At 49.8% G+C, this 24,674-nt stretch carries 39 protein-coding genes; 3 read left to right on the top strand and 36 right to left on the bottom strand.

Going from position 1 to position 24,674, the window contains the following annotated elements; genetic code table 11:
• Positions 1-32: 32 nt before the first annotated feature.
• The 16 genes from PHF27_RS02515 to PHF27_RS02440 form a co-directional block, all read right to left on the bottom strand.
• Positions 33-323: a hypothetical protein gene (locus PHF27_RS02515; RefSeq protein WP_300065585.1), complete on the bottom strand. Its 291-nt coding sequence runs from the start codon at positions 321-323 to the stop codon at positions 33-35.
• 34 nt (positions 324-357) lie between these two features.
• Positions 358-636 (bottom strand): hypothetical protein, encoded by a 279-nt coding sequence (locus tag PHF27_RS02510; RefSeq protein WP_300065583.1) that lies wholly within the window; start codon positions 634-636, stop codon positions 358-360.
• Entirely contained in the window at positions 636-2,345 is a 1,710-nt protein-coding gene (locus PHF27_RS02505) for a hypothetical protein (protein ID WP_300065581.1), read from the bottom strand. The genes PHF27_RS02510 and PHF27_RS02505 overlap by 1 nt, the downstream gene beginning before the upstream one ends.
• A complete protein-coding gene (locus tag PHF27_RS02500) occupies positions 2,338-2,802 on the bottom strand; it encodes a hypothetical protein (protein ID WP_300065579.1) in 465 nt (154 codons plus the stop codon). The genes PHF27_RS02505 and PHF27_RS02500 overlap by 8 nt, the downstream gene beginning before the upstream one ends.
• A gap of 13 nt (positions 2,803-2,815) precedes the next feature.
• Entirely contained in the window at positions 2,816-3,367 is a 552-nt protein-coding gene (locus PHF27_RS02495; RefSeq protein ID WP_300065577.1) for a hypothetical protein, read from the bottom strand.
• A 31-nt stretch (positions 3,368-3,398) separates the two neighbouring features.
• Positions 3,399-3,701, bottom strand: a complete 303-nt coding sequence (locus PHF27_RS02490; protein ID WP_300065575.1) for a hypothetical protein — start codon at positions 3,699-3,701, stop codon at positions 3,399-3,401.
• A gap of 51 nt (positions 3,702-3,752) precedes the next feature.
• The gene (locus PHF27_RS02485; RefSeq protein ID WP_300065573.1) at positions 3,753-4,934 is read right to left on the bottom strand and encodes a DUF5309 family protein; all 1,182 of its coding nucleotides are present in this window, start codon (positions 4,932-4,934) and stop codon (positions 3,753-3,755) included.
• Positions 4,935-4,943: 9 nt separating this feature from the next.
• Entirely contained in the window at positions 4,944-6,167 is a 1,224-nt protein-coding gene (locus tag PHF27_RS02480) for a hypothetical protein (protein WP_300065571.1), read from the bottom strand.
• 125 nt (positions 6,168-6,292) lie between these two features.
• Entirely contained in the window at positions 6,293-6,550 is a 258-nt protein-coding gene (locus PHF27_RS02475) for a hypothetical protein (RefSeq protein WP_300065569.1), read from the bottom strand.
• Between the two features lie 134 nt (positions 6,551-6,684).
• Complete coding sequence (locus tag PHF27_RS02470) at positions 6,685-6,876, bottom strand: hypothetical protein (protein ID WP_300065567.1); 192 nt, start codon at positions 6,874-6,876, stop codon at positions 6,685-6,687.
• Complete coding sequence (locus PHF27_RS02465; protein ID WP_300065565.1) at positions 6,845-9,274, bottom strand: hypothetical protein; 2,430 nt, start codon at positions 9,272-9,274, stop codon at positions 6,845-6,847. The genes PHF27_RS02470 and PHF27_RS02465 overlap by 32 nt, the downstream gene beginning before the upstream one ends.
• Entirely contained in the window at positions 9,264-9,557 is a 294-nt protein-coding gene (locus tag PHF27_RS02460) for a hypothetical protein (RefSeq protein ID WP_300065563.1), read from the bottom strand. Before PHF27_RS02460 ends, PHF27_RS02465 begins: the two co-directional genes overlap by 11 nt.
• A 13-nt stretch (positions 9,558-9,570) precedes the next feature.
• Positions 9,571-10,854, bottom strand: coding sequence for a PBSX family phage terminase large subunit (locus PHF27_RS02455; RefSeq protein ID WP_300065561.1), 1,284 nt, complete (start codon positions 10,852-10,854; stop codon positions 9,571-9,573).
• A complete protein-coding gene (locus tag PHF27_RS02450) occupies positions 10,844-11,713 on the bottom strand; it encodes a terminase small subunit (protein ID WP_300065559.1) in 870 nt (289 codons plus the stop codon). The genes PHF27_RS02455 and PHF27_RS02450 overlap by 11 nt, the downstream gene beginning before the upstream one ends.
• 39 nt (positions 11,714-11,752) lie before the next feature.
• Positions 11,753-12,163: a hypothetical protein gene (locus PHF27_RS02445; protein ID WP_300065557.1), complete on the bottom strand. Its 411-nt coding sequence runs from the start codon at positions 12,161-12,163 to the stop codon at positions 11,753-11,755.
• Positions 12,160-12,471: a hypothetical protein gene (locus tag PHF27_RS02440; RefSeq protein ID WP_300065555.1), complete on the bottom strand. Its 312-nt coding sequence runs from the start codon at positions 12,469-12,471 to the stop codon at positions 12,160-12,162. Before PHF27_RS02440 ends, PHF27_RS02445 begins: the two co-directional genes overlap by 4 nt.
• Before the next feature lie 278 nt (positions 12,472-12,749).
• On the opposite strand from PHF27_RS02440, the gene PHF27_RS02435 reads away from it, so the two are divergent.
• Complete coding sequence (locus tag PHF27_RS02435; RefSeq protein ID WP_300065553.1) at positions 12,750-12,980, top strand: hypothetical protein; 231 nt, start codon at positions 12,750-12,752, stop codon at positions 12,978-12,980.
• A 1-nt stretch (position 12,981) separates the two neighbouring features.
• Positions 12,982-13,371: a hypothetical protein gene (locus PHF27_RS02430; RefSeq protein ID WP_300065551.1), complete on the top strand. Its 390-nt coding sequence runs from the start codon at positions 12,982-12,984 to the stop codon at positions 13,369-13,371.
• A 128-nt stretch (positions 13,372-13,499) separates the two neighbouring features.
• Here PHF27_RS02430 and PHF27_RS02425 read toward each other — a convergent pair whose 3' ends face one another.
• From PHF27_RS02425 to PHF27_RS02330, 20 genes are all read right to left on the bottom strand, one after another.
• The gene (locus PHF27_RS02425; RefSeq protein ID WP_300065549.1) at positions 13,500-13,763 is read right to left on the bottom strand and encodes a hypothetical protein; all 264 of its coding nucleotides are present in this window, start codon (positions 13,761-13,763) and stop codon (positions 13,500-13,502) included.
• Positions 13,760-14,236, bottom strand: coding sequence for a hypothetical protein (locus tag PHF27_RS02420; protein ID WP_300065547.1), 477 nt, complete (start codon positions 14,234-14,236; stop codon positions 13,760-13,762). Before PHF27_RS02420 ends, PHF27_RS02425 begins: the two co-directional genes overlap by 4 nt.
• 55 nt (positions 14,237-14,291) lie before the next feature.
• Positions 14,292-14,645 (bottom strand): hypothetical protein, encoded by a 354-nt coding sequence (locus PHF27_RS02415; protein WP_300065545.1) that lies wholly within the window; start codon positions 14,643-14,645, stop codon positions 14,292-14,294.
• Positions 14,642-14,902, bottom strand: coding sequence for a hypothetical protein (locus PHF27_RS02410; protein ID WP_300065543.1), 261 nt, complete (start codon positions 14,900-14,902; stop codon positions 14,642-14,644). The genes PHF27_RS02415 and PHF27_RS02410 overlap by 4 nt, the downstream gene beginning before the upstream one ends.
• A complete protein-coding gene (locus PHF27_RS02405) occupies positions 14,899-15,123 on the bottom strand; it encodes a hypothetical protein (protein ID WP_300065541.1) in 225 nt (74 codons plus the stop codon). The genes PHF27_RS02410 and PHF27_RS02405 overlap by 4 nt, the downstream gene beginning before the upstream one ends.
• A gap of 240 nt (positions 15,124-15,363) precedes the next feature.
• Positions 15,364-15,762: a single-stranded DNA-binding protein gene (locus tag PHF27_RS02400; RefSeq protein WP_300065539.1), complete on the bottom strand. Its 399-nt coding sequence runs from the start codon at positions 15,760-15,762 to the stop codon at positions 15,364-15,366.
• A 3-nt stretch (positions 15,763-15,765) separates the two neighbouring features.
• On the bottom strand, positions 15,766-16,122 hold the full coding sequence (locus PHF27_RS02395; RefSeq protein ID WP_300065537.1) for a hypothetical protein: 357 nt from the start codon (positions 16,120-16,122) through the stop codon (positions 15,766-15,768).
• 22 nt (positions 16,123-16,144) lie between these two features.
• Positions 16,145-16,333 carry a hypothetical protein gene (locus tag PHF27_RS02390; RefSeq protein WP_300065535.1) on the bottom strand — a complete coding sequence of 63 codons (189 nt, stop codon included), beginning with the start codon at positions 16,331-16,333 and terminating at the stop codon, positions 16,145-16,147.
• 133 nt (positions 16,334-16,466) lie between these two features.
• The gene (locus PHF27_RS02385) at positions 16,467-17,084 is read right to left on the bottom strand and encodes a hypothetical protein (RefSeq protein ID WP_300065533.1); all 618 of its coding nucleotides are present in this window, start codon (positions 17,082-17,084) and stop codon (positions 16,467-16,469) included.
• A 224-nt stretch (positions 17,085-17,308) separates the two neighbouring features.
• Positions 17,309-18,052, bottom strand: coding sequence for a DNA cytosine methyltransferase (locus PHF27_RS02380; RefSeq protein WP_300065531.1), 744 nt, complete (start codon positions 18,050-18,052; stop codon positions 17,309-17,311).
• Positions 18,053-18,167: 115 nt separating this feature from the next.
• On the bottom strand, positions 18,168-18,740 hold the full coding sequence (locus PHF27_RS02375) for a hypothetical protein (protein ID WP_300065529.1): 573 nt from the start codon (positions 18,738-18,740) through the stop codon (positions 18,168-18,170).
• A 364-nt stretch (positions 18,741-19,104) separates the two neighbouring features.
• Positions 19,105-19,650, bottom strand: coding sequence for a hypothetical protein (locus tag PHF27_RS02370; protein WP_300065527.1), 546 nt, complete (start codon positions 19,648-19,650; stop codon positions 19,105-19,107).
• A gap of 91 nt (positions 19,651-19,741) precedes the next feature.
• On the bottom strand, positions 19,742-20,200 hold the full coding sequence (locus PHF27_RS02365; RefSeq protein WP_300065525.1) for a hypothetical protein: 459 nt from the start codon (positions 20,198-20,200) through the stop codon (positions 19,742-19,744).
• A 54-nt stretch (positions 20,201-20,254) separates the two neighbouring features.
• A complete protein-coding gene (locus tag PHF27_RS02360; protein WP_300065523.1) occupies positions 20,255-21,613 on the bottom strand; it encodes a DnaB-like helicase C-terminal domain-containing protein in 1,359 nt (452 codons plus the stop codon).
• Positions 21,614-21,632: 19 nt separating this feature from the next.
• On the bottom strand, positions 21,633-22,421 hold the full coding sequence (locus PHF27_RS02355; RefSeq protein ID WP_300065521.1) for a DnaD domain protein: 789 nt from the start codon (positions 22,419-22,421) through the stop codon (positions 21,633-21,635).
• Positions 22,422-22,468: 47 nt separating this feature from the next.
• Complete coding sequence (locus PHF27_RS02350) at positions 22,469-23,026, bottom strand: host-nuclease inhibitor Gam family protein (protein ID WP_300065519.1); 558 nt, start codon at positions 23,024-23,026, stop codon at positions 22,469-22,471.
• Positions 23,023-23,655, bottom strand: coding sequence for a hypothetical protein (locus PHF27_RS02345; RefSeq protein WP_300065517.1), 633 nt, complete (start codon positions 23,653-23,655; stop codon positions 23,023-23,025). The genes PHF27_RS02350 and PHF27_RS02345 overlap by 4 nt, the downstream gene beginning before the upstream one ends.
• Positions 23,655-23,840 carry a hypothetical protein gene (locus tag PHF27_RS02340; protein WP_300065515.1) on the bottom strand — a complete coding sequence of 62 codons (186 nt, stop codon included), beginning with the start codon at positions 23,838-23,840 and terminating at the stop codon, positions 23,655-23,657. Before PHF27_RS02340 ends, PHF27_RS02345 begins: the two co-directional genes overlap by 1 nt.
• A complete protein-coding gene (locus PHF27_RS02335; RefSeq protein ID WP_300065513.1) occupies positions 23,818-24,048 on the bottom strand; it encodes a hypothetical protein in 231 nt (76 codons plus the stop codon). Before PHF27_RS02335 ends, PHF27_RS02340 begins: the two co-directional genes overlap by 23 nt.
• A gap of 153 nt (positions 24,049-24,201) precedes the next feature.
• A complete protein-coding gene (locus tag PHF27_RS02330; protein ID WP_300065512.1) occupies positions 24,202-24,399 on the bottom strand; it encodes a hypothetical protein in 198 nt (65 codons plus the stop codon).
• Between PHF27_RS02330 and PHF27_RS02325 the strand changes: the two genes are divergently transcribed.
• On the top strand, positions 24,393-24,674 hold a 282-nt coding region (locus PHF27_RS02325; RefSeq protein WP_300065511.1), incomplete at its 3' end, for a hypothetical protein. The genes PHF27_RS02330 and PHF27_RS02325 overlap by 7 nt on opposite strands.

Here is a 24,674-nt window from a genome sequence, read left to right as displayed (position 1 = left end):
TACACAATCCTCCTTTTTTTAAAAAAACAGCATTAAAATATTGTCCCTCCATCGATAGTTGCTAAAAACACAGGATCTGTAGCTCCAAACTGCAAATAACGCCACAATCCACCTCCGTATACATACAGCCGACTTGCCGGAGTGGTTGCGTTCGTATTATTCACAAGACGGATATCGGTCTCAACTCCACTGTCGGACAAAGATGGCGGTGTATAACCACTAAAACTAGAGCCGTAATCTCCGACATCAACACCAACAATGCCATCAATCACCATATTAGGAGTAGCCAGTTTGGAATTTTGAGCAAAAGCATTTGGTTTCATAAATTCCCTCCTTTTTTTTACAAAAAAGGAACAATCAAACGATTGTTCCACCGTCTATTGTAGAACCATCAATTGGTTTAGCTTGTAAAAGAACCCACCCTTTGTTGGTGTCGTCTCTTCGTTTCAGTACAACATCGTCAACCCAAACTTCCTTGGCAATCGCGTCACTTGGAGCTGTTCCAGTATTGCGGAGAGTGCGCATGGCGTTTAATTTCCCATATAGCAACTGAACCTCTGCATAGAGCTTTACAATTCCATCTTTTACCCGGTTTGTGCTGGTTGTGATTGTATTTTGAACGCTCCAATTAGCCATTAATCCACCTCCGCATACTCAATTAAAAGACCGCGCATCCCAAACCCACCGGAAGTGAATTGGATGTGCGGCTCAATGTAGTCCACTATGAAATTGGTTTGGTCAATGTTGTCGAATTGGTCCAGGTCGCCAGAGTCGATAAACTCGGTAGCCATATCAATGATCTCCGTCGCCTGGTCAATGGTAAGTCCGGCAATAGAGGCGTTTATCGGCATGGAATAGTGGCCGATAGAGACGCTTCCTTGGCCGCTAGTACCCTGTTGCGGAACATACTTGACGCGTTTTACCAACATCTGGCCATAGGATGTGTAGCGCTTGGGAATCACATCGGCCACAATGTCGAAGGATTGTACAACATCTTGGGCGCTGCTGACAATATCGTCCGTCTCATTGGGTCCGCCGATAATGGCCCAATCCCCCTCTTCGCGGGTTACGTCCGGACTGAGCTTATACAGCTTATAGCCAATCGCAAAATAGCTGTTGGTGCCGTCCGTTGTGGCCGCTTCGGCTTGGTAGGCCATGAGTTTGCGCCTGGTAAATGCCATGTTGGGATTAGCGTAATGCATGATCCACAAATAATAGTCATTGGCGCATTTGCACCAGAGCTGGTTTTTATGCGGCATCAGCCACAGACGCGCCGCCGCACGGTCTACGTTGAGCTTGCTGTTTACCGCAGCGCCAGGAGGCGTCTGTTGAATATCGCCGTATTCTACCACCGTATGCAGCGCCATAAGGCCCTGCGTGCTCATAAAGTACAGCTCATTATTGACCGGAAGCACGCAGTATTTATTGGCGGCATCAAAGGTAAAATTGAGCGGTTGGCAGGTCCAATCCGGGTAATATCCGCTGATGTGGTAGATAGCGTTTTTTGTTCGAGAAGAATTGCTCTTAAAGACAATAATGTCCTTGGATAGCAGGCCGATTGCCGTAATATCGCAATCGTCAGCCCGGTTCACGCCCAGGCGCAGCGCGTTCATCTCGTTGGTGTCGAACTGCCAGTTAGAGGCGTTGCGAATACCCGAAAAGTACAGGTAATCGTCTCCTACCCTGGCAATAACCAGGCGGCCATTCTGCTCGAAAACAATATCTGCCGTCAGATCAAAAGATTTTCTTGCCCAAATCGCCGTGCCATCGGTTGTTGTGGCTCCCCATGCGGGAGCGGTGCTGCCGGATGTGCCGCCGGTGGTGCATTCGTAATAAACCGAAGGGTCTGAGGCGTTAATGATGCAGGTTCCGGCCGTATACGCATGATTGTTTTGCCACGCCGTATAGGTATAGACCTGCGCCACATTGCTCAACGCTGTCCCGTCATACTGCTGTAGCACACCGCCGGAAGCAATGTATATTTTGCCGTTGTAGCTGCACCAATAGGGCACTGTGCCGTTTAATTGTCCGACCAAGGTTGTTGCCCTTGTCGCCGCATCTGCAACGTACAGAGTGCCATTGGCGTCGCAGGCTAGAATCTTGCCGAATATGGCCGCATAAAATAGATGCTTGGCCACAAAAGGCATGTCAATCACAACGTCAAAGCCGTCCACTAGCTTCAGCGCGCCGGAAACGTTGTCATACTCGACGTTGATCGCCTGCTGCAACTGGTTATCGGCAATGCTGTCCGGATCTTTTGAGTGGCACTCTCCGCCGGACAGATCAAAGATGTTGAGCTTGCGCATTTGGTCAACGTCATGCTTGGATATTCTACGTCTAGGCATATGCGCTCTCCAAAAGGGAGGCTATCTCCGACATCAGCCCTTTATCTTGGTCAATTTGGTACTCGTTGCGGTTCAATGCGTAAATAGCCGCAGCGCGGGAAATCACAGGCATATACCAATCCGGCAGCGGCATAGTGTCATTCATAGCCGCAATATAGGGCAGCTTTTTCCAGTACCGCGCCGAGACTGTGGCAGAGCCGTCATCAATCACAAAAAGGCCCCCATTGACATGTACCGGCACAACTCCGACAGGGCCGAGAAAGTCATCCGGCACCGCCATGCCGCCGGAAATGGTAATGTCAGCTGCCATGAAAGGGTCTTTGGCTTTTACCAGCAGCAGATTCACCTCTTGAATGGCTGCATTGGTGAACTGGATCAACTCCAAGTCCGTATAGCCTACGTTTTGTACGTCCTTTACTTCGCGGCGCAGCTGCACCAGAAAGTCAGTCACGATCAAATCCAGTCACCTCCTACACGCTGAACGGCATAGGCCGGACAGTCCGCGAGTATTTGCGCTTCGAGGCTAGGTCAATCACCGTCTGCGATACCGTAGAGAGCATACCGTCCTGGCCGCCGTTCATCTGTGAGACAACCATCTTACGCAACAGGTCGTAAAACGGCGCAGGCAGATCAATACTATCGGCTGCTGCGGCAACGTCCGGCAGGTTGCGCTTATAAGCCAGCGTCACCGTCTCGCACGTCGCATAGAGTTTGTTGCCGCTGATGCGGTAGCCGCTCTGGTCTAGCTTCTGCGTTCTTGGGTACGGCGTGAGCGGGTTCTCGCTAGGATCCAAGGTCGCAATAATATTTTGGTAGTCATCCGGCAGTGCAGCACAGCCGTCAAGCAAGGTTAAGGTTGCCTCTGCCTCTGCCAAGTCGCTATCCATGTTGCAAAGCTCCATACTAACCACATGCAAAGCATGGTTCAAGGATCGTGTAATGTCGTAGTCAGAGTACATTAGGCGTTTCTGGTCTCCCAAGTCCAAGCGAATTGCATACACCAGGGCACCCACATTAATCAAAAACACCACCTCCACAAAAGCAAAAACAAATTCAGACGTTCTTCGCCACCTGGAATTGCGGGAACAAGCGCAGGAATTTACGGAAATACTTCATGTACTCCGCCTCGTTTCCCGCTAACCGCGCGCGCCGGGCCTCCACCAACCATGGATTTTCATTCCATAGCCAGTGTGGAATGCAAGCAATGCATTGCATACTCTTGCCTGCGGTGCGGCCGTCGTTCATCTCCCGCATTTCTTTGGCTAGCCGCAGCGACGGACGAAGGTCCATGCGGTTGGTCAGGGTGATTTTTCCTGTTTTTCGGTCAATGTTTAGCTCTCGGGCCAGTATAGACACTCTCTCACCACCTCAAAAAGAAAGGGCCAGCCAGAGAGCCAGCCCTAAAAATCAGCTACGAACCGATTTGACATTCACACAAGCGGCATTGGCCAGCGGCGCCCGGTTGACGAGAGTCAGCCAGCTTTCAATGACGCGCTCTTCATAGGTGCCTTTCTTAGCCGGTTCAATCTCATGGGTACGATCAAACCAGCGCAGCTCCCAATACTGCCAATCGAAAATGTCAATGCGGGTGTTGGACTGCAGGCGGTGCGCCGTCAGATCCAAATTACCAAAGTCGGAGTTGTAGGTGTTGACTACTTCGGTCAGCTCCTTCTCCTTCTGGCTGCGGGTTTTTTGCGTGCCTGCCGTAAAGCCGCTGAACCGGCGCTTGTTGCGTCCGGAGAGAATGGCCTCGGTAGGTTTGCCGCCGCGATACCACGCATACTGCATAGCCTGGTTGATGTCATCTTCCGTATAGGCCGCATTACCGCAGTCAACGATGTTATCCAGGCAAACATAGTGCGTGCCGGAACCGGCGGCGGTAATATTCACCACATTGGTGTTGCGAATGGCGTCTTCCAGCGTCGGATGCACCGTAAAGGTGGTAGCGCTGAGGACATGCACATAGTACATTTCGTCCGCAACTAGGCCGGTAGGCAGCGTACCGGTGGAATAAAAGGTTACAAACTCGCCGGTTTGGTAGTTATGGGCAGAGCCGGAGGTCAAAATTTCGGTATCAGTAGCCGCCGTTACGGTCAGCTTGCAGCGGTCCAGGAAGTATTGAACGCCACCCATTACGCCAGGATTCGATGCATCTCCAATCGAAGTCTGCGCAGATTTCATGATAGCGTATTCAATGTCCGCCGAATGCTCCAAGAACATTTTGTCGGATTGGTAGCCAATTTCGGAATCGACTACATACTTTTTACGCTTTTCCTGTGCATCCGTCACAAACACGGAGTTCATGAAATGCTGGCAGTTGTTGGTGTGGCGCTTCCGGGCTGCCGCCTCAACGCTGGTGAAGTCCACTTTTTCCAGGTGTTTGTTATCCTGCGGCGGGCGCAGCGCGTCGCTCAGCCAGTTTACCGTCAGATCCGTGGCCGGTTCGCCCTCGTTGATTTTACCCAGGAGGTAATTGCTCTCCGGGTCGATGTTGGTAATGATGTTCACCATGTCCTCAACGCTACCCTCAGCGGTATAGGTGTAGGACTGCGAAGTAGGGTCTGCAAAAAGCTGCATGTTAAATTCCATTTAGATTCCTCACTTTCGTCGTTTACTGTACATTTCTTGGAACACAGCGGCCCGTTGGGCCTTGTTCATGTTGCGCAAATTGCGCATATCGAATGGTTCCTGCTTTTGCGTCGCCCCTTGGCCGGTTGAAATGGTCGGAGGCGGCGTAGGAATTTGCTTGGGTGTCGTAGTTACTCCCGCATTGGCCGCATAGATTTCCGCGCGAACCTTGGTGTAGTAGGCTTCGAGCGTGTCAACGTCCTCCTGTGTCCCTTGCCGGGCGCGTAACCGCTGGATGGCTGCATCAATCGCTTGGCCTTCGCGTAGCGGATAGTCCTGGTAGCGGGTTTCCATGGCGTTCACAATCTCCTGGAACTTCGGATCTTGCTTCTTTTCAATGGCGTTTTGCCGCAGCTGTACTTCTAAAGCCGCCTGCTGCCGTTGCTGTTCCTCCACTTGACGTTGCTGCTCTAACTGCTGCGCGGCCAGTTGGTCGGCCTCTTTGATAACCAAGTTGGTCTGCATGGTCAGCGCCACGTTATAGCGCGTCATGAGTTCGCCGTCAGCAAGACCGTCCGAGATTTCCTGCAGTTGGTCCGCCGTAAAGCCGCGTGAAGCACGATCCCTGGCAACGTTGGCAACCATATCCATAATCTGTTCCTGCGTCATTTGAGCAGGATTGGCCTGTAGAGGCTGCATTTGCGGTGCTTGTGGATTTGTCTGCATCGGAACTTCCGGCGCGTTAGGATGCATTTGCGGCGGTACAGGTGGCTGTTGCTGCTGGAGGTGCAAGGTTTGGAGAGCACGCTCTTTGTCCTTAATAGCCTGCGTTTTGCGGGTGTAGTCGGCTTGCATGGATTTGTAGAACGGCTGCAGCTCAGGAGGAATCCGGTTCGGGTCCAGCTTTTCAATGCCTAATTCCTTGACCTCTTCCGGCGTATAGGGTTGCTGCGCTTGCGGCGCGGTCCCTTCTGGCGCGGTAGGAGGTTGGGTTTCTGGCTGCTGTGGCGCCGGTTTCGCCTGCTGTTTGCGCAGGTCGATAACATGGCGGCGGCCCTTGTCGTCCACTTCGAGACGATATGCCGGTTCCGACTTGACCTCTTCTGTGCTTTCCGGTGGTTGCGGCGCTGTCACTGTAGCCTCCGGCGGTGCAGTAGGCTCGACAGGCGCGGCGGTAACCGGTTCAGCGGCAGCGGGTGTCGGTGCGGTTGGTTCCTCAGCAAAGTGCTGCAGGTTAAACGTCCATGTATCCATTGATAATCGCTCCTTTAGGGCTGCTCTAGGCTTGGCCCGTAATATGTGACGGTTGCTCTATGGCTTGTCCGTCTCCCGGCAGTTTAATGACTTGACAGGCGTGGTCGGGGCATAAAAAAACAGCCCTACGGCTGCTCGTATGTCATTGCAAATACGTCTGGTTTGCAGGGGTAAAACTCGCCCTTGACGCCCTTGATAATGTAATCGCCTACGTTTGCGGCAAGATCACCTTCCAGTGTCGAAACAATCAACTTCGGCTCGCCGGTGCTGTACGACACTCGAACCGGATCAAGACCGGCTGCGCTAAGCGCCTCCAAGCACTCAACCGAATCGTCGAAGACCATGGCTTCAATCACGACGGGCTTTTTGCGGTACTGCTTCACCTCATTCCGACCATGTTCCCATGGCCGACCACCTCCTTCTCTATTTGCAGCTTTTTTTCTTCTGGTTGCACTTTCTCGCCATTACGCTGCCAGTTTTCTGCGCAGCTGTTTTTCTAGCCATTGCAGAACCTCCTTCACTCCTTCTCAAGCGACGCTTTCGCCATGATCCCTTTACCAACTTGCTCCGCCATACGGACAGCAAACGATTCTGCCGCCTGTAGGCGGTACTTCGCGCCCCATAGTTGCTCATTGCTGGTGGCGTTTTTAATGTCCGTCACGGCCGCATTACGCTCGTTATCCAGCCATTCCCGGACTTCCTCCTGCAAGATTTGGCATAACTCCCCCTGGTCCACCTGGCGGCGTAGCTGGATTTGCCGGGCCTTGGCCTTGTTGTCCAATCGGAACACCTCCCATCGGTTGCATAGGTTGCGCCGGTGCCATAGGTTGTTGCTGTTGCATCACAACCATGTACTGCTTGATTGCCTGCTGTATGGCCGCATCTGCTACTTCCTGTGGTATAAAACCAGCTCTCGCAGCCATAGCCATTTGGATGAAGAACGGCGCGTCTTTCCATGTGATATTGCCATTAGGCTGCTGTTTGACTTGCTCCAACGTCAATTCCTGCTGGAATTTCTGCTGTTCCGCCTGTAGCTGCTGCTGCATAGCCTGCTGTTGCTGCTGTGCTTTCTGCTGCTGCACCTCCTGCGGGTCTGTTAGCAGGTCTTTGGTGTTCTTCATGCCCATGGTCTCGAAGAGTTCCTGCGCCAGTTTGTACCAATTCTCCGGCGTGGTAATACCAATCTGCGTTAGCGTAGGCATGATCGACGCCATGAGCTGTTGCAGCATTTGGATCTTCATTTCGTTCGTGCCAGCACCATTGCCGACATTGACGATAAGATCAAAGTCTCCCTGTATTTCGTGCATTTCCGGGCTTACATCTTGGTTTAAGAGGCGAATCAACTGCTCCCGGTCCATGTACTTTTGATTAAGAGAGATCAAAAAACGGATAATTGGCAGCCAAGTTGTCTCGGCAAAGGTCCGCGCAATCAGCAACATACGCTTGTTAGCTGCGCCCATGATAGCCGATATGCCGCTGGCGGTTTTGTTTAAGGACGAGGCATCCAACCCTTGATTGTAGCGGGTTACGCCGGTACGGCTTTCCACTTCGCCCTGCACCACTTCGAGCAAGTTGAACGTCGCCGGAGACAGCTGGTTTACAGCTACCGGGAATACGGCAGCTCGCGGATCGCCATTGTTGACGGGAATGTAGTTCTCCCCAGCCAGCACAGCGTTTATATCCACCTTAGCCACGTCGATAAAGGTTTGCGGGTCATTGTTCTTGGCTACATTGATGATGATTTGCCGCATGAGCGCCGTCTTGAGGTCTTGAAGCTGCTCAATTAGCTCTGGTACTGAATCATCCCCCACAATCCGATGCGGGTCTACCAGCGGCGAGAAGAGGAAGAACGGCGGTATCTCATAATCGTTGAGCTGCACACGCAAAGGCACGTCGCCTACGGCCCATAAAACCACATTTTCAAGGATGCCGTCGCCGTTGTAGTCGCAGGTCATATAGGCCTCATACAGCTCGATTTGCCGCAGCGCCTTGTCATCCTTGTACTGATTGCCATAACGCCGCAAGGATGGGTTGTTGCGCAGCTCTAACTCGGTATAGCGCACATTTCCGGCCTTCTCCAAGGCCTCTTCGACGTTTTGGAAGATACCGTCTTGCTCTTTCTTAGCCAGATAGTCGCCGTTTACAATAGCCCGATGCGCCACAAAGCGGCACTCAGAGAGCTTTTTACCCTCGGACGTGAAGCGCAGTTCCGACGGTGAGAGGTTTTCCAGTACCGGCTGATTCTTTTTGAGCTTGATTTTGTCGAAATGTAAGCTGAAAAGGTCGCCTTCCGGCGTCAGCGGTTGAATTTCCTGCAGTTCAATCTGCCCAGCGGCCTCGACAGCAATGAGTTCCAGCAGTTTTTGCTGGTCTGCCAGCACGGCAAAGGGAATGCGGCTCTTTTCCTGCTTCCAGTACACTTTTGCCGCGCCCATATTGTTGCGCAGGCCCTCGTTAAGAATGCCGTACAGGAACATAAACAGGCTGTTCTTGCGCTCTACTTGGTACTGGATAACGGTCTGCTGTCGCTTAGCCGGTTCATCGTCCTCGCCCATCACACCCTGTATATCTACCGGCGCTTGCGTGCCGCAGAACACATCCATGAGGCTTGGCATGATCCAGTTGACTGTACTCTTAACGTCCTGGCTGCACCATTCGGACAGTTCGGAGAGCTTCGGGAACTTATCCCGGAAATGCTCCTTCTTGGCGTCCACAATGGCTTGCCTCTTAATGAGCTTTGGCTCAATGTCGGTCTTGTAGAAGCGGTTGGCCTCGTCGCGGTCCTTTTTAAACTGCCGCATGATAACATCCAACTGTTCCGGCGGCAGCTCGTCCAGGCTAATCTGCGGCGTCTGCTCGTCTTGCTGATGATCGTCCGGGTTAGCCATGCCCTGTTGCGGCGGTCCTCCTTGTTGTGGAGGCGGCCCCGGAGGCTGTTGCAGTTGTCCTTGTGCCGGTTGCGGCGGCACAGGCGGCCCTCCTGGCTGCATAGGAGGTGCTTGCGGTAACTGCTGCGTCATTTGCCCCGGCGCTTGCGGCACCATACCTTGCGTACGCTGCAGCATCATCTGCTGCTCCGGCGTCATCGGCGGATGATTACTGAGCATACTCTGCAATCCTTACCTCAGCGCTGGATGCAGCCACCACATAGAGCGCCACGCCCTCGCCAGGAGCGATATTAAAGCGCTTACTGCCCTTAGCGGGGATGCCTAAGCCGGTGTCCACCGTAACGTCAGCCGGTCCCACATACACATCCCCGGCACTGGCATTATAAACGTCAATCATGTGGCGGCCACGCAGCGGCGTAGCAGCGGAAGCCAGCAGTACCGGCGTAGTTGTCGCCGTGATTTTGGCCGTCCGCATAGTAGTGAATTGGTCATTGTGCGTCATTATCTTGCCTCCCTTACATACTGCCCCACTTGCGGGGTTTTTGTTTGCCTGTCACCGTTTCTGCGCGGTCAAGCAGCCAGCGGTTCGTATAGAGTCCATAGCGTTCCGCGTCCTTAGCATGGTCCTTTTGCTTCAGCGGCTTATCTTGGCCAAGCTCCTGCGCTTTTTGGTCCCACACATACGTTGCATTCTCTTTGATGGTGTTGCTGCAGGAGTCATGCACAGCGTATTGCTCTTGCTGCAGCAGGCTTGCCACCCAGCGAATACCATCCAACACACTATTCTCGGCCTCGATGACCATAAAGCCATCTTTGCGTAATTGGGCAATAAAAGAGGCCGCAGAAGGGTCAACGATAACCGTCTTCCTTTTGCCGCCTGTAAAATGTTGCAAGTCCTTGGAATACTCAGCATCCGTCTTTTGTATGCCTGTCTCGCGGCTACTGTAGTAGTATTCCCTTGCCGTATAGTATTTTTTATCCTGCTGACTAAAGCCTTGGTGCAGAAACGCCGTAGGGTTCCCGGTGCCGTAGTCAATCGTGATCCACTCATTATCGAGTTTTGGAACCTCTCTGACTACGTGCTTTGATTCATCCCACATGTCGTAGATAACCCCCTCCGCCAACACCCACAGGCCTAGTATCATGCGCTTGTACCACAAACCAGAGTACAGGCGCTTGTATCTCTCTTTAATCTCTTCTGACAGGCTTAAATTGTCATCAAGAGTAAAATGCAGGTGCAGTATGCGCTTTTCCTTAGCCTGGTCGATGTAGTCGGTCTTAATAAAGTGATATGGACTCTCCGGATTGCAGTTCATCCATATCTTAGATCCGGCCACGGAGCAACGCGCAATCATCTGCTCTACAAAGGACTGCGGAAACAGCGCTACTTCATCGGCCAGCGCCCCGGCAGCGGTTAAGCCCTGCAGTACATCCTGGCTTGCCTCGTTGTTAGCCCCGAAGCAATAGTAGATGTTGCTGCCGATCTGTACGAAATGCTCACTGCGATTATAGCGGTACGGTATTCCCTTTGCCGCAAGAATCTGGAACATCGGGCGCAGTATATTACGCTTTAGCGCTCCTACAGACTTAGAAGCAATAATAAAAGCCTGATTCTCGAAAGAATCAAGCGACCACATAAGGAAACTATCAATCATTGCAACAGTCTTGCCAGAGCGCACAGAACCATCAGCAATAATCATGTCATATTCTGCGTACGGGCTACCTTCTACCCACCATGTAAGCAGTTTCTTTTGTTTGTTAGAGAAGGGAAGGAACTTGAACGCCGCTTCACTCTTCATCGTTCCAAACCTCACTCACGGTGCCTTTAAGGGCATCCACATAAGGCTTGACACTTTGTTTCTCTGGCGGCTTATCCTTGTTCTCGGCAACCTCTATTTTCCGTTTTTCCAGATCCAACCTCTGCTTATCAAACCACTGCTTGTGCTTGTTTTGCGGGTTCATATTAAAGTAATCAGCCAGCCAACTAAGCGCCTTTTGCCGGTCTTCAAGTTTGACCTTCATCCCAGACTTGCCAACGCTGATTTCACATATCAAACCGCCGTCCACTTGCTCGTGACTCTTGAAGTTCATGTAGTTGCGCCTTGTTGTCGCCATGCTGCCATCGTCAAGCATGATCTGCTGACCATCAGCACCATAAACAGGAACGTCTTCTGTCCCAAACTCGGTAAAATCTGTCATATCGGCAAAGGCTATGCGCATGTAGCGCTCGACTATATCGTCGGCCGACAGAATGAGTGCTTGGTTCTGTATTCCTTTAAGCCGTTCTATTTCGGAACGAATGTAAGGTTTTGTAAGGTTCTCGTACCCTATAACTCTCGCTGTGTTCGGAGAATACCCAGCCTTAATTGCTGCTTGCGTTGCATTGCGGTTATTAACGAAGAACCTGCAGAATAACTGCTCTCTCTCTGTTAGCTCCTCGTTCTCCGGTGCAGTAAAAACAGCTTTAACTGCCGTCTTAACTTGTTTTGGTACGTTCCCTTTCAACTTTTCGTCCCACTTGTCGGTGTTTTTCCACTTCCTTACCTTCACATCGGAGACGCCAAGCTCTTCTGCAATATCCTTTAGTGGCTTTTTTCCGGAACTACTTCGCCATATTTCGTATGCTTTGTCTCTTTCTGGACTCCTGGCTCTTGGCATCTACAATATCACCACCTCCGAGGATAAATAAAAAAAAAATCACCAACTTGCATGATGACTCTTTACCAACGCTTTAAGCGTATCCCTTTGCCCTTGCAGCTGCTCAAGCCAGTCAACGGCCTTAGTCTCCATTGCCTTGGCCAACAGCCACGCCTGCTTTGCTATCTTTACATCGGCGTCAGCGTTGGCATAAGCATTGATAAGCGTTTGGTGCGCCGGTTTAAGACTATGCTTCTCAATCGCCACAATCTTGGCCGTAGACAAAAGATCATCATACGCAGCGCGTGCATTGGCTCTTTCCACCTTGTACTGCGTTACCTTCCGCGCCGTCTCCGCTATCTTGTTCTCTACCAGCGCCAATAATTGCTGATGTGTTTGCAGTCCTCCGTCTTCCGGTATGTACAGATCGTCTTCGTCACTCATGCCGTCTTCCTCCCCTGCGTAGTTCATTTCCACACCTCCGGGTATAGCCCCCGTAAATAGTCCTCACAGGCTTTCTTTACCGCCTGACTTCCTTTTCCAAAATGCCTCTCTTGGTGGTGCTCCCAGCAAAGCAGACAGCCCTTTTCTGGCACGTCCTCTTTGCTTGCACCGCAGCACTCGTGATGCCATTTCTCGGCAATAGGTACATACTTACCACAGCCAGGCACAACGCAAGCATAATCATCACGCTCATGAACAAACTCGTTTAACGCTCTTATGCCGCGTCCTTGCAGCCGGACGCGCTTTTTCTTCTGCAAGTTCAAAATCCCCACCACGCTTTTCTGTATCCTTGCGGCACAGGGTCTTCCCTTATCTCCCCTGGCCTCATGCAATCAATAGCGGTAATGCCGCGCTTGCATCCGTCAATATTGATCTTTCTGTCGTTGCAGCGGCCCTTTTGCCGCTCTAAACAATCTCTGCATTGTATATACGGCAATTAGGCCACCTCCTAAAAATAATTTGAAAAAATATTATTAAATCATGTTGACGCCTTTGACTTGATATGATATTATTAAATCAAGATAAAGGTTAACAACGAAAGGGGAACGACAAAATGGATTTAACAAACAAACAACAAGAATCCCTCGTCAACTACCTAAAGGCAAAAAGAGAGTTTAACCGTCACGTCGACGCAGCTAAAATCGGCTGGAGCAGCAAAATGCTTAAAGCGGTAAAAGACGCAGCCAAAGAACTGAAAAATCACTTTAGCGAAGAAGAATACGATTTTTTGACAAGCGCAGCTTATTTCCCGGAACTGGAAAATCATTTTTTAGGAGGTAAATAAAATGACTACAAACAAATGGGGCGGCAAAAGAACTGGATCGGGTCGCAAAAAAGAACTATCTAAAGATGCTCGTGTACGCTCGATCACCGTTACCGACGATGAATTTGGAAAAGTGAAAGAGTATATCGCCCAACTCAGGATTTTCGATTACGCTTACGGCGTACCAGGCGATTGCCGGTTTGTCAAGGTTACTGGCGAGGATGGAATCTTTTACGACTTGGTTAAATCCACAGACTCCAAAAAGCACATCGAGGCCCTTGCGTCCGAAGGATACACAGCAACTACAGTCAGCAAGACAACCGTACCGGCTTGTAGGTTTAGGGATTTTACAGACGGATTGCAAAAATACCGTGATGCATCAATTAAAAATGGTACAGAATTTTACTTCTAACTCTCAGCCCTCCTAGCGAGGGCTATTTTTTTGCAATAAAAAAGGAGCGCCGCATTGGCACTCCCTATTAACTCATGCTCTCATATTACATTGTAAAAAGGCTAATTTGGGGCAACCCTAAATTATTTTTAATTCGTTCTGAAATTCATGACCTTTTTAAAATTACCATTAGCGTCATAAACAACAATTAGACAAGGAACATTAGCGTTTCCAATTCTATAAATACAAACTCTCTGCCCGTTCTTATCTGCCATTTCACTGACAATGCTTAATTCTCTTTCCGCGGTGATATTGCTTGCCGCTTGTACTCTATCTCCCTTGTCAGAAGAACATCCAAGAAACAATGCCGCTGCAAAAACAACCAGTAAAACAGTTTTAAACTTTTCCATCACAGTATCCCCCTCCTAATCGCTACCCTTACCGCTACCTCAATAATGTCATTCCACCAGTTCTGCATCGTCTTTTTCGACGGTACAAACGCCTTGCCGTATTGCCGCTCATGCCAATCTGCATATCTCGCTTGCACGTAATCAACCCACCCCGGGCGCCCGACTTCCCCTGTATTGATATTCTCCGCAAATCTGCGCATCTCAATAAAAGCCTTTTTCTTTTCGCCAAAGATCGCCTCCGTATCCTCCACTGTCATTATCCACATCTTCTGCCGCTCTAGCTCAGCTAAAGACAGCGCCCTCTGCTCTGTAGGATTGCTTGTACCGCTCCCATGTGGCATACCTGTATTAACTGTAGCAGATAACTCCGTATAAGATTCCTGCGCGTCTATGTAATCCCTGCGCCTGTCATGGTAGTTTAACAGCCAATCAGCCGCAATCCGGTCTTGTCTCTTAAAATCTACCGCTGCTAACATCTCGCCACCTCCAAATCATATAAAGCCAAATAGGGAGGTCTAAGCCTCCCTTTGTTTATGCCTGTTCTGCTCTTTTTTTAAGTAGTTGGTCAAGCAGCGTTTGCTCACTCTCATTCGTGTTCATCTGCTCCACAGCCTCAACCTGTTCCCGATGCCGCATACCTAACAGCCCATAGCCTGCAATATCAGCCCAAGCGTCCTCACCGCCCTCGCCATTACCTCGAGTTAGCCTGCACAGCTTGTCGATGATACGCACAATCAATAGCATATCGCCCAACTTATCCACCGACACACCTTGCGGAAACAACTCTAGCATCACCTTATGGCTTGCGCTCACAGCATCGCCGTACTGCGCTTGCTTGCTATCTACAAGAGCGCCTATTTGCTGGCCTCGTTGCTCAAAGATCATTGCTTCGCCTCCGCATGATAACCCCTCAACGCATTTTTCCGATCCACCTTATTCCTGATCCGGTTCCGTTCTGACTCGCTCTGATAGCCGATGATATACAACAGCGTCTCGCACGCTACCTGCACATCGACCAGTTCTTCCCCAGCACGCTCATAATCGCCCTTGAGCAGCTCTTTGACCACTTCCCACACCTCGCATAGTATGTGGAGGATTTGACGCGGCAGGGAGTTATTGGCGTAGGCTAAGCATGGTTTCATTTGCTGGCCTCCAAATCAACAGGCATCCCTTGCCTTAGCATTGGACCAAATTTTTCTTTATCTTTGGAGTTCCCTTCCTTATCATCAGAGTTCGCGCCGTTATCTTTGGAGTTTGCTTTCTGCCGAAATTCTTTTTTCCAGCACTCAGCCTCGTCTTGCTTGCAATGAACAAAGCTATTCTGCGCTACGCAAATCTTCCTGTCTTGCTCAAAGTCTCGCATCTTTACCCCTCCCAGGGGGGCTTTACGCCCACATATCATATTCATTCTCGCACATATCATATTTATGATATTGATATCTTTGCGCCACTTATGCGCCACTTATGCGCCAAGTTTGTTTTTCTGGCGCATAGATTTATAAACATTTTTTGAACATCGTTTGCCGTTTTATTAACTATTCGGCAACTAACAATGAATTAACAAATCAATTAACAAAATGTTAGTTCAAATTAACCAAATTTGCTAAAAAGGTATGTCCTGATCATCCGGCACGCTCGGCCCGAACCCATAGCCATTTTGATTGTTGGCGTCTTCCTTTGGAGCATTGCCGTTCTTGCTGTCCAAAAACTCTACATTCTGCGCTACAATTTCCGCTACGCGCCGTTTGCTTCCGTCCTGCGCCTCATACGAGCGAATTTGCAACCGACCTTCTACGAGAATGCGGCGGCCCTTAGTGAGATTGTTACCGACTATCTCGCCCAACTTCTCCCAGCAAACCACAGGAATAAAATCAGTCTGTTCTTGTCCCTGCCCCACGCGGCGGCTGACAGCCAGCGAAAACGATGCTACTGCCTTACCGGCCGCCGTATAACGCACCTCCGGATCTTGTGCTAAGCGCCCCACTAAAATTACGCGATTCATTACTCATGCACTCCTTTTAAAGTTTTTCTGCACCTTTACCAGCGCCCCGGCCTTAATTGCCTCGCTCCGGCAACTATATCCATGACCTGCCATGTGCGCCGCCGTGATGTACTCCGCCTCTTTTTCGCAGCATTCGCAGCGCTCCCATGTCTCGGTTGGAATCATGCCAGGCTTTTTAATACCGTCATACACCGCGCATTGTTCAAGGCAAACCTGCCGGCGGTCTTTGGTTGGAATCATCGCTTGAACCCCTCTCTTTTGGCTTGATATGCCGGCGCTATGTACGCCAAACATCCCCAGCACGTCTCTACTGTGCAGATAATCACGTACCCTTTGCGCTGCTTTATCTCGGCCTCGCATAACGTCACCTGCTCTAACTCCATCACAGCACCCTGCGCACTTCGTAAACGCAAATCGTTCCTACCGGTACTGGCCCCTTTATCTTCGCCTCCACGTCTCTTTTGATTTCCAGCGCCGCAATATAAGACGTTACCGGCTCACCGTGCATGATGTGCTTACCCTTGTTGCTAATCCCATGCCTTGACCGATTCTGCACCACGATAAATTCCACTCAGCAGCCCTCCTTGTAGTGTAGGCACTTCCAAGCCCTTGCTCTTTTTGTTCCTCGCTTCTTGCATCTGACTTTTTCGCCGCTATAATTTAGCCCTAGATAATACGCGCAGGTTTCGCATAGATTCATGCCCTCACGCCTCCCCTGCCCACTGTGTAGCCATAGCCTTTGCTATTCCTTCAAATGTTTTCGCTCTGTTACGCGCCCGGTCTGTCGTGAAAACTCCACGATGCTTCTCGCCATGTTTTTTGCTATAAGATCCACTAGGACACCACGTTTTATCAGGTTCAACTATTTTTGTAGGAGCAAGAGGCGGCAACCCTTTCAGCCAAAGTTGTGTTCGTTTTGTAAACGGATGCCCGAATTGATACGGCTGAATTACTTGCGTCTTTTCTGGCAACTTATAAACCTTGCTTGGCGTTGGGTTCTCAATGCAGATTCTTTTGCAGTTCGCGTTGTAAAATTGGAGGAAGAATTCTTTTGCTTCTAACCCTTTTTCATATCTCTCTTTGTTCAACTCGCCGCCCTTCCACAAGTGCCGCGCCCCTGCGTTGGTAAGATAAGTACAAGGAGGGAAGGCAATAATCATATCCCAATGCATTTTTAATAACGGTTCAACGTCTTGCTGTAAATGCCACTCAGGATGGCCTCCTGTGCAAGGCTCAATGTCGCAAGAATACGCCTCATGACCAAGTTTTCGCAGTTCAATGGTTACCGCCTGAGATTCTTCACAGGCCACTAGTATTCTCATTCCCCATCCCTCCATACACCGCAAAGCATTGCATCTGCGCCGGTTCTTTTGGCCTGCGGTCTGTCCTGTACAGAGTATCGCCAATCGTCTTCTCAGCTCGCTCGACAGTTGTCACCATGTAGCAACCTGGCGTTGTGATAACCGCACGATGGATACCGTCTTTGAGATAATTTCTGTCTGCTCTAGCGATGTGATACTCTAAGTCGCGAGATATGTCTTTGCCCTCAGATTGCATCTTTACACCTCTCTATCTCGGCTATTGCCGCAAAGATTGGATAGATTTGTTGGGGCACTACGGCATTGCCTAATGCTTTAATTCGGTCCACCCCATTGGGAAGCCCATAAAGGCTTCTGCATAATCTGGATTCAAATGAGTCAAATCTTCTTTCCGCTTCCTGAAACGACTTGCCAATTTGTCGGAACGGTATGTGTGGCTCCCGAAAAATCTGTTTTTTGATACTCCTTTCCACTCGCTTGCTGTCAATGTTGGCCACAGTAAAGACCCTGTCCCTTCTGTGATAACCACCAACGGAACAAGCCGGAACAATAAACGCTTGCGTGGAGTAGCCGACACTTTCCAAGTCAGATAGCACATTGTCGAGGCCCAAGGATACATGACCAGCAACATTTTCGCCAATAACCCAATCTGGCCTGACTTCGGATATAATTCTAAACATCTCAGGCCAGAGCGCTCTGTCATCTTCATGGCCTTTTCGCTCCCCGGTAAGACTGTATGGCTGGCAAGGATATCCGCCGGCCACAATGTCAACTCTGCCGATTCCTGCATCCTCTAACGCCTCCCTTCCTAGTTTCTTCACATCCTCAAATATCGGCACATTAGGCCAGTGCTTTTTCAGCACCTTCTGGCAAAACGGCTCTATCTCGCAAAAAGCCACCGTCTCAATTCCAGCCCACTGAGCTGCAAGGTCGATCCCACCTATACCGGAAAAGAGCGAAAGCATCTTCATTTCCGCATCACCGCCACAACAATCTGACATATACGCTCTTTCGCTTTACGCTGCTTCTCCATCTTCCTAGCCTGTCTTCCTGACTGACCGATTGTGTCGTAACGAGGTTTCATAGTTATGCCTCCCTCTCTCTACAAGCCACAGCCACCGCAAAGGCGGCCCAACAATCTGCCTTGAATCCGTAAAACCAGTCCGGGTTTTTCTTAGTGCCTTTGCCGTTTTTCAAATCATGCTTTGCAAAGCGGTCTATCAGCGCCCTGCGTATGTTCGCATCCTTCGCCCTCATGCTGCCGCAAATGACCATCTTCTCGTCCTTGCGATAAATCTTGTGGAATGACGCAACGCTTGTCTGATTGACCGTTTCCAAAAACCTTCCTATCCACAGGCACGTTTCAAACACTTCCGCGCCAACAGCCATTCCGTAACTGGCAATCATTTCAAAGGCGAAGGACTTTACCTTGTGCTTCTTGATAATCTCAGGCAGCATCTTGTTTAGCTGCTCATTCTCAACCTTGGCTACCTCTAGCGGCTTATAGTCTTTGTCTACTACCACATACGCGGATTCGATGTTACCCGGGTCGATTGCTAAGAGAATCATCAAACCGCCTCCCATGCTTCCCTGTGATCGCACCGCTTGCACTTCGCCGGCTCCGGTTGACTTGGCTCCCAATGCCTGCAGGTTCCGCAAGCGGCTCCTTTTGGCGCCGGCTTGTATGAGTGCGGCTTAGGCATCGGCCTGTTAGCGTTATGCTTTCCGATATTGGCAGGAAGATTGTTGCTTCTCCTTCTCCACTCGCTTACAGCCGCTTTAGTCAGATTCAGCGCCACCGCCAGAGCCGCATCAGTTAGTCCTTTGTTGTACAGCATCATGCGGCGCTCTTGCTCTGCATCAGATAACTTAGTTTTAGCGCCTCTCGTTACAGCAGGCTTAATTCCCATGTCCCTGCGATACTTGCCAATTACTGACCTGCTTATGCCGATTAGCTTAGCTATCTTAGGGTCAGATTTTCCTTGCTTGGAAAGTTCAGCTATGAGACGCTTTTGCTCGTCTGTCATGGCTGTTGCTCCTGCTCTTCACGCAGCACCTTGCAAAGCATAGGCCAGATTACTTTTCCGAAAGTCATAGCTGCGGCAGGGAATGTTTTCACTCCTGCAAAAGTTTCCCAAGCATCAAAAAAATGCTCTGTGATAGTGCTGCTATCAGCTACTATGGAATAGCAATATCCTTCTTCTTCAACGCCATAACTTTCACAGTCAACAACTACCTGCCAGCAATCTCTAGCCGCTTCTTTGTCAATACTACCGTCTCGACGATAATCAATAATCATTTCTTTCCAGCGTTTTATTGATTCGTCAAAATCAAACACAGGGCGAGAAACCTTGTTCAGTAAATAACCACAATCTTTTTCAAGTCCGATAAGAAACCTTTTGAAAGATTCTCCGGGGCTACTCCAACTATAGGCATAATCTCCGAAAGAACTATGGCATTGCATTGTGTTCGTCTCAAGGTCGATCGTAAACAGTGCCCACTCTCCACGATTCCATCGAATATCATACTTTTCGACTGTACTCTTTTTGCAAGTAAACTCGCTACTCACAACCTCGCCTCCTTCTCGCACTTCGCAGCCACACACAGCGCCGCGAACATCACGCCAAAGCAGCCTCCGAACACGCTGCCGGCTAGAAAGCCTATGACGAACATTTGTAAATCCTCCATTCGGAGATAGCTTTTTGCGCTTTTTCATACATTCTCTGTGTACTTGTGCATAAGTCTGTTTCTACATCGTGAAACTCTTCGCAAACATCCTCTAACGCCTCAACCAACTTCTGCACACGCTCGGCGGCTTCTGCTGGCGTAGTTTGCAGTATGTTTTTAATGTTTTTGTACTGTGCGCATTGGTTGTCTGGTTCAAACGGATTGTACAGATAATCAGTTGCCGTTTCCAGCGACCCACGCAGCACATCCACCTGCGCTTGCAGAGCGTCGCGCTCTTGTTTGTACGTCTTGCAAGTCTTTTCAAAGTTAGGTTCCCAATAGCAGCAATTGTCGTTTTCGTTCACGTCAAATCCCATAATATTGCAAATAAGCTTCTTGCCAACAAAATCAGCTACAGCACAGTTCCCGCACGTCTTCTTGCACTCGCTCATGCCAGTCTCCCCCTCTCATGCAACCTGCCAATCAGATTATTTATCCTCGCCAACTCACCACGGCATTGCAGCGTTTCTTTCTCGCCGTTGATCGCTTGCAAAGTCACCTTGAGACGCAGCCCTTTCAGCCATTGCAGCTTCTCTTTGTTTTTGTTCCGCAGCGTCCAAAATTGCATAGTGTTGCGCCACCTCCTTGTCGTAAACAAACGTTAATTTGTTCCCCACGTAGCGAACCGGAATCAACCCTTTCGGCGCTGACCGGCCTTTTTTAATCTGCACCGTGTAGTTCCAGGGATCGCCGTATTTTGCTTGCTCTTTCTCGTCTAGCGGCCTAACGTGAAGGCGAAGGTCTGCCTCATGCTCCATATAGGAGGCCATTGCAAGGTTTCCCGACTTGTCATTTTGCGCTACCATCAGCACAACCAAGCCGTATTTCTGCCCGACTGTTTTCAGCTTCTTTGCCGCGGATAATAGCTGTTTCCAATCGTCCTTGCTGCTGTTCATCGTATCCACGCGCCCGATGTAGTCAACCGCCACCAGCCTAATGCCGTGCTGCATAGAATACCGGCGAATCGCTGACATCATCTTCGGAATCGTCAACTCAGGAATGGTCACCGTATGCAAGCCGCCGTTGTACATGGCATCTAAATCACCTGTCAGCTTGCCAAACTGCTCGTCTGTGATCTTGCCAGCTCTCAGAGAGGTATTATTTACCGCATCATCGCTGGACAGGATTGCCGCCCACCGCAAGGCCATCTGCCCTTTGCTCATTTCCGTGTTGATATAAAGAGCGCTGACTTTCTGCGTGATTGCAATGTCCTTGACGATGTTCTGCGTTAGCGCTGTCTTGCCGCCGCCTGTTGGCCCTGAGATAATCACCAAGTCGCCTGCTTCAAGTCCGCCTGTTGCCGTGTTAAGCTCGAACGATGCAGTATACAGGCACTTCTTGTTGCGGCTTTTCTCGTCCATGCGCTCAGCAACCACACTGAGAATGTCCTCGGCTTGCTGTTTAGGCGTTACAACGTCCTCTTTCCCTTCGCCAGCGGTTAAGCCAAACAGTTCGCTTTCAAGGCTGTCGATAACCGAATCAACCGGCTCATTCTCTCTGCAAGCCTGTATAGCCGCTTGTGCTGCCGCCGCCAGCTTTCTCGCTTTCGAGAAGTCTGCGACGCGCCGCACCATGTCTGAGAATGTGCCTTTAGGCCAATACGCATCTTTCAGCGACATCCACGATGTTCCGCGCCCTTTAGCAATCGACTTGATCTCTTCGTAGACCGTGATTGCGTTTACCGGCTGTTCTTTCTGCCACATGCTGTTCATAGCCTCGAAAACATGCTGGTGAAATCTGTCTGAGAAGTCTTCTGCTTTCAGTTCAGCCAGCCCGTCATTCAGACAATCACCGTCTGTCAGCATCGCCGCAATGACTTGTTGCTCAAGACTTGTATCTGTCAAAGTTCAGTATTGGGACATCCTCAACAGCGTCCCTCTCCTTTCTGGCTCCGTTTATTTCGTCCGGAGCTCTTATTCCCTTAGACTCCCATCCGCTCAAAACTTTGTAGATGTAAGATGCGCTCCTTGCTCCGTTCTTTGCTGAGTGTTTTATTGCCGCATCCAACAAGAGAGGATTTAATTCATCTCTATCGATTCTGTCAGCAAATGTTTTTATAATTCCCAAATCTGTATGAGCTAAACAAAACACTCCAAGCTGTTCAGAAATGTATTTTTGCAATCTCAGCGAATGCGGAATCTCATCTCCGCTTTCGCCCGTAGAGAGATCTTCTTTATCATTCTTATCTTTCTTATATTCTTGGTAGGTGTTAGGTTGTTTGTTAGCTGTTTGTTGATGGTCTGTTAGCTGCCTGTTAGGTTGTTTGTTAGCTTCGTCTTCTTTTTCTTGGTAGAGGCCCCAATTTACTATAGTTATGAGCCTCCCTGTGTTTGTTGATTCGTTTGTTAGAAATTCGAGTTTTTCAAACTTTGCTAACGCAGTACGTACATTTTGGTTTGTTAGCCAACTTCCACAAGCAGCAGCAATTTTTTCAAGGCTTGTCACAAATTGACCAGGCTTAGCGGTAAATTTTTTACCCTTCCAAACCCAAGATTTTTCACTATGATTAGCCATGAGAAGTAACGTAACAAGAATCGTTTTTTGCTCCAATGTAGAATCTTTCCATATGGCTTTTTCTAATAAGCATCTATGCAACTTCACCCATCCAGCCATTCCTTCACCCCCAAAGGGGGCTGAGCGCCCCCTCTCAATCATTTTTGTTACTCTACCACTACCTTGTCTGGAGGCTGATACGCCTGCAGAAAGACGATTTCCTCTCCGTTCTCGCTGTACACGCGACCACTTTCATGATCTACTTTGAGCGTCTTTTTCAGTTCGCCCCAGGAAACACTTTCTTTGATTTCCGTCTTGATAAAGCAAGGATCATTTTCCTTTACCCACTCAAGTAGTTTAGGTGTTACTGCGCCGGCGCTTGCTCCGTCAACCAAGTATTGCAACGGCTGCTTTTTGATCTTCGCAACGCCAGCCGGCACCTTGATCGACTTCTTACCTCGCTCTGCTGATTCTGATTCCAAGTATGGCGCTAGGAGCATTTCAAGCCTCTGAATGTCTTGCTGCGCATCATTCACAACCGTTTGCAGCCATTCGTTGATTTCCTTGACCTGTTCAGCCGCCAGCACTTTAGCTTCTTCCACTTCGCGCTGCTTGGCCTTAATTTTCCGAACCACCCACTCTACCGAGCGCAGGTCTTTCACAACAAACTTTTCATCAACCTCGCCGGAGAGTCTTGTTTCCAGTTGTTCCGCTAAATTAGTCATGCTGTTGCCCCTTTCTGTTGGCACTTCATGCACAACGCTCTTTTAAACTTGCTTGCGCTAAACTTAGCGACATTCTCAGTAATCGTCTCGCCACACTCAGCACACTTATAAACGCTTGTATTGGCCCCCTGAGACGTTTTTACTGTTGCGTTGGTAAAAGTGGTATGGTTCGGCTTGTTCGCCGCAGGAGCAGCCTGTTGCGGCTGTCTGGAATACTTTGTGTCATTCATACCGCGATAAATGTCAGCGGCAACGCCAAACATCTTTAAAGCCGTTCCTAATGCATCCGTAGTTGCCATTTTGTAGGCTTCATCATTACCGTGTAAGCCGTTTTTATCTTTCTTCATTAGGAAGTCACCGCCAATAGCCGGTACAGGTGCGCTCCACTCGTTGCCCTCTTTGATGTAGGCTCTCACCTCAACGAAAACCATCACTTGACCATCATTAGCAGGTTGGGTCCAAGTGTTCACCACTTCAAACTTCCAGCCAACGCCGCAAGGCCCAAACTCTTTAGTCATGGCCTCATAGCGCCACTGAGGGTTAATATCCGACTTGCCTTTGAGATTGCCAAACTCGATAGTTTTAAGAGCGTCTTTCGGAACGCTGCGCAATGCATCATAGTGTTTCATTACGCCACCTCCAAACTAACTTTTGTAACCTTGACTGCTGCCAGCGCAAGCCCTTCTTGATGTGCAAACATCCTGCTTGCAATGTCCTGCGCTCGCTTCTCGTCGATTTCCTCAACAGCGATATTCGCCGCTACAGAGATTCCCTTGATTCTCTTTTTGCTCTCAACTCGCACAAGGTAAACCATGCTTGGCCTCCTTCTCAATCGCTTCTGCGCACTCAGGACAAAGCCAGCCATCAGCGTAGAACGATTGCACCATATCATCAGTTTTCACCATCTCGCCGCAGTTGGAGCAAGGTTCGGTAAGCAAGCAATCTTCGCACTTGCCTTCCTCATGCTCGAACGTGCTTTGCAAGATTTTATTGCACTGTTTGCACCGTTTCAGACCATCCATGCTCTCCGTCTCCTTTCAAAAAGAAGCTCAGCTTCTAAGCACCAAATCACGCTACACAAGTCCTCAAAGACCGTCGTGTCGCCGTCACGCCTTGCCGCATCAGCAGCAGACCTTACGGATTCAAGCCGGTTCTGACAATCAACAATCAGGTTGTCATTCATCTTCTACCTCCACAAACTCGCCATTAACAAGGCGGTAAAATGTGTTAGGTTTGATTTTTTCACCGTCTACTTTTATTGATTTAACATCAATAATATGGTATTCATCATCAATTTCTTTCCACTCAGTCAAGACGATCCAGCATCCTACCGCGCCTCGCGCTTTGCTTTCGTACCCAGTTGCGATTGCCACTGATTCTTTCCCCTCTACTGTGGCTCCTGACCGGTCGCCTGTATTGGTGGCTGCTGACCAGTCGCCTGTATTGGTGGCTGCTGACTGGTTGCCGGTATTGGTGGCTGCTGACCGGTAGCCGGTATTGGTGGCTGCTGACTTGTTGCCTGTATTGGTGGCTGCTGACTGGTAGCCGGTATTGGTGGCTGCTGACCGGTAGCCGGTATTGGTGGCTGCTGACTTGTTGCCTGTATTGGTGGCTGCTGACTGGTAGCCGGTATTGGTGGCTGCTGACC

It is taken from the genome of Anaeromusa sp. (genome assembly GCF_028691475.1).
In the GTDB taxonomy this organism is placed as follows: domain Bacteria; phylum Bacillota; class Negativicutes; order Anaeromusales; family Anaeromusaceae; genus Anaeromusa.
Note: the sequence above shows the minus strand (reverse complement) of the source record. Positions and strands in the feature narration are given on the sequence as shown.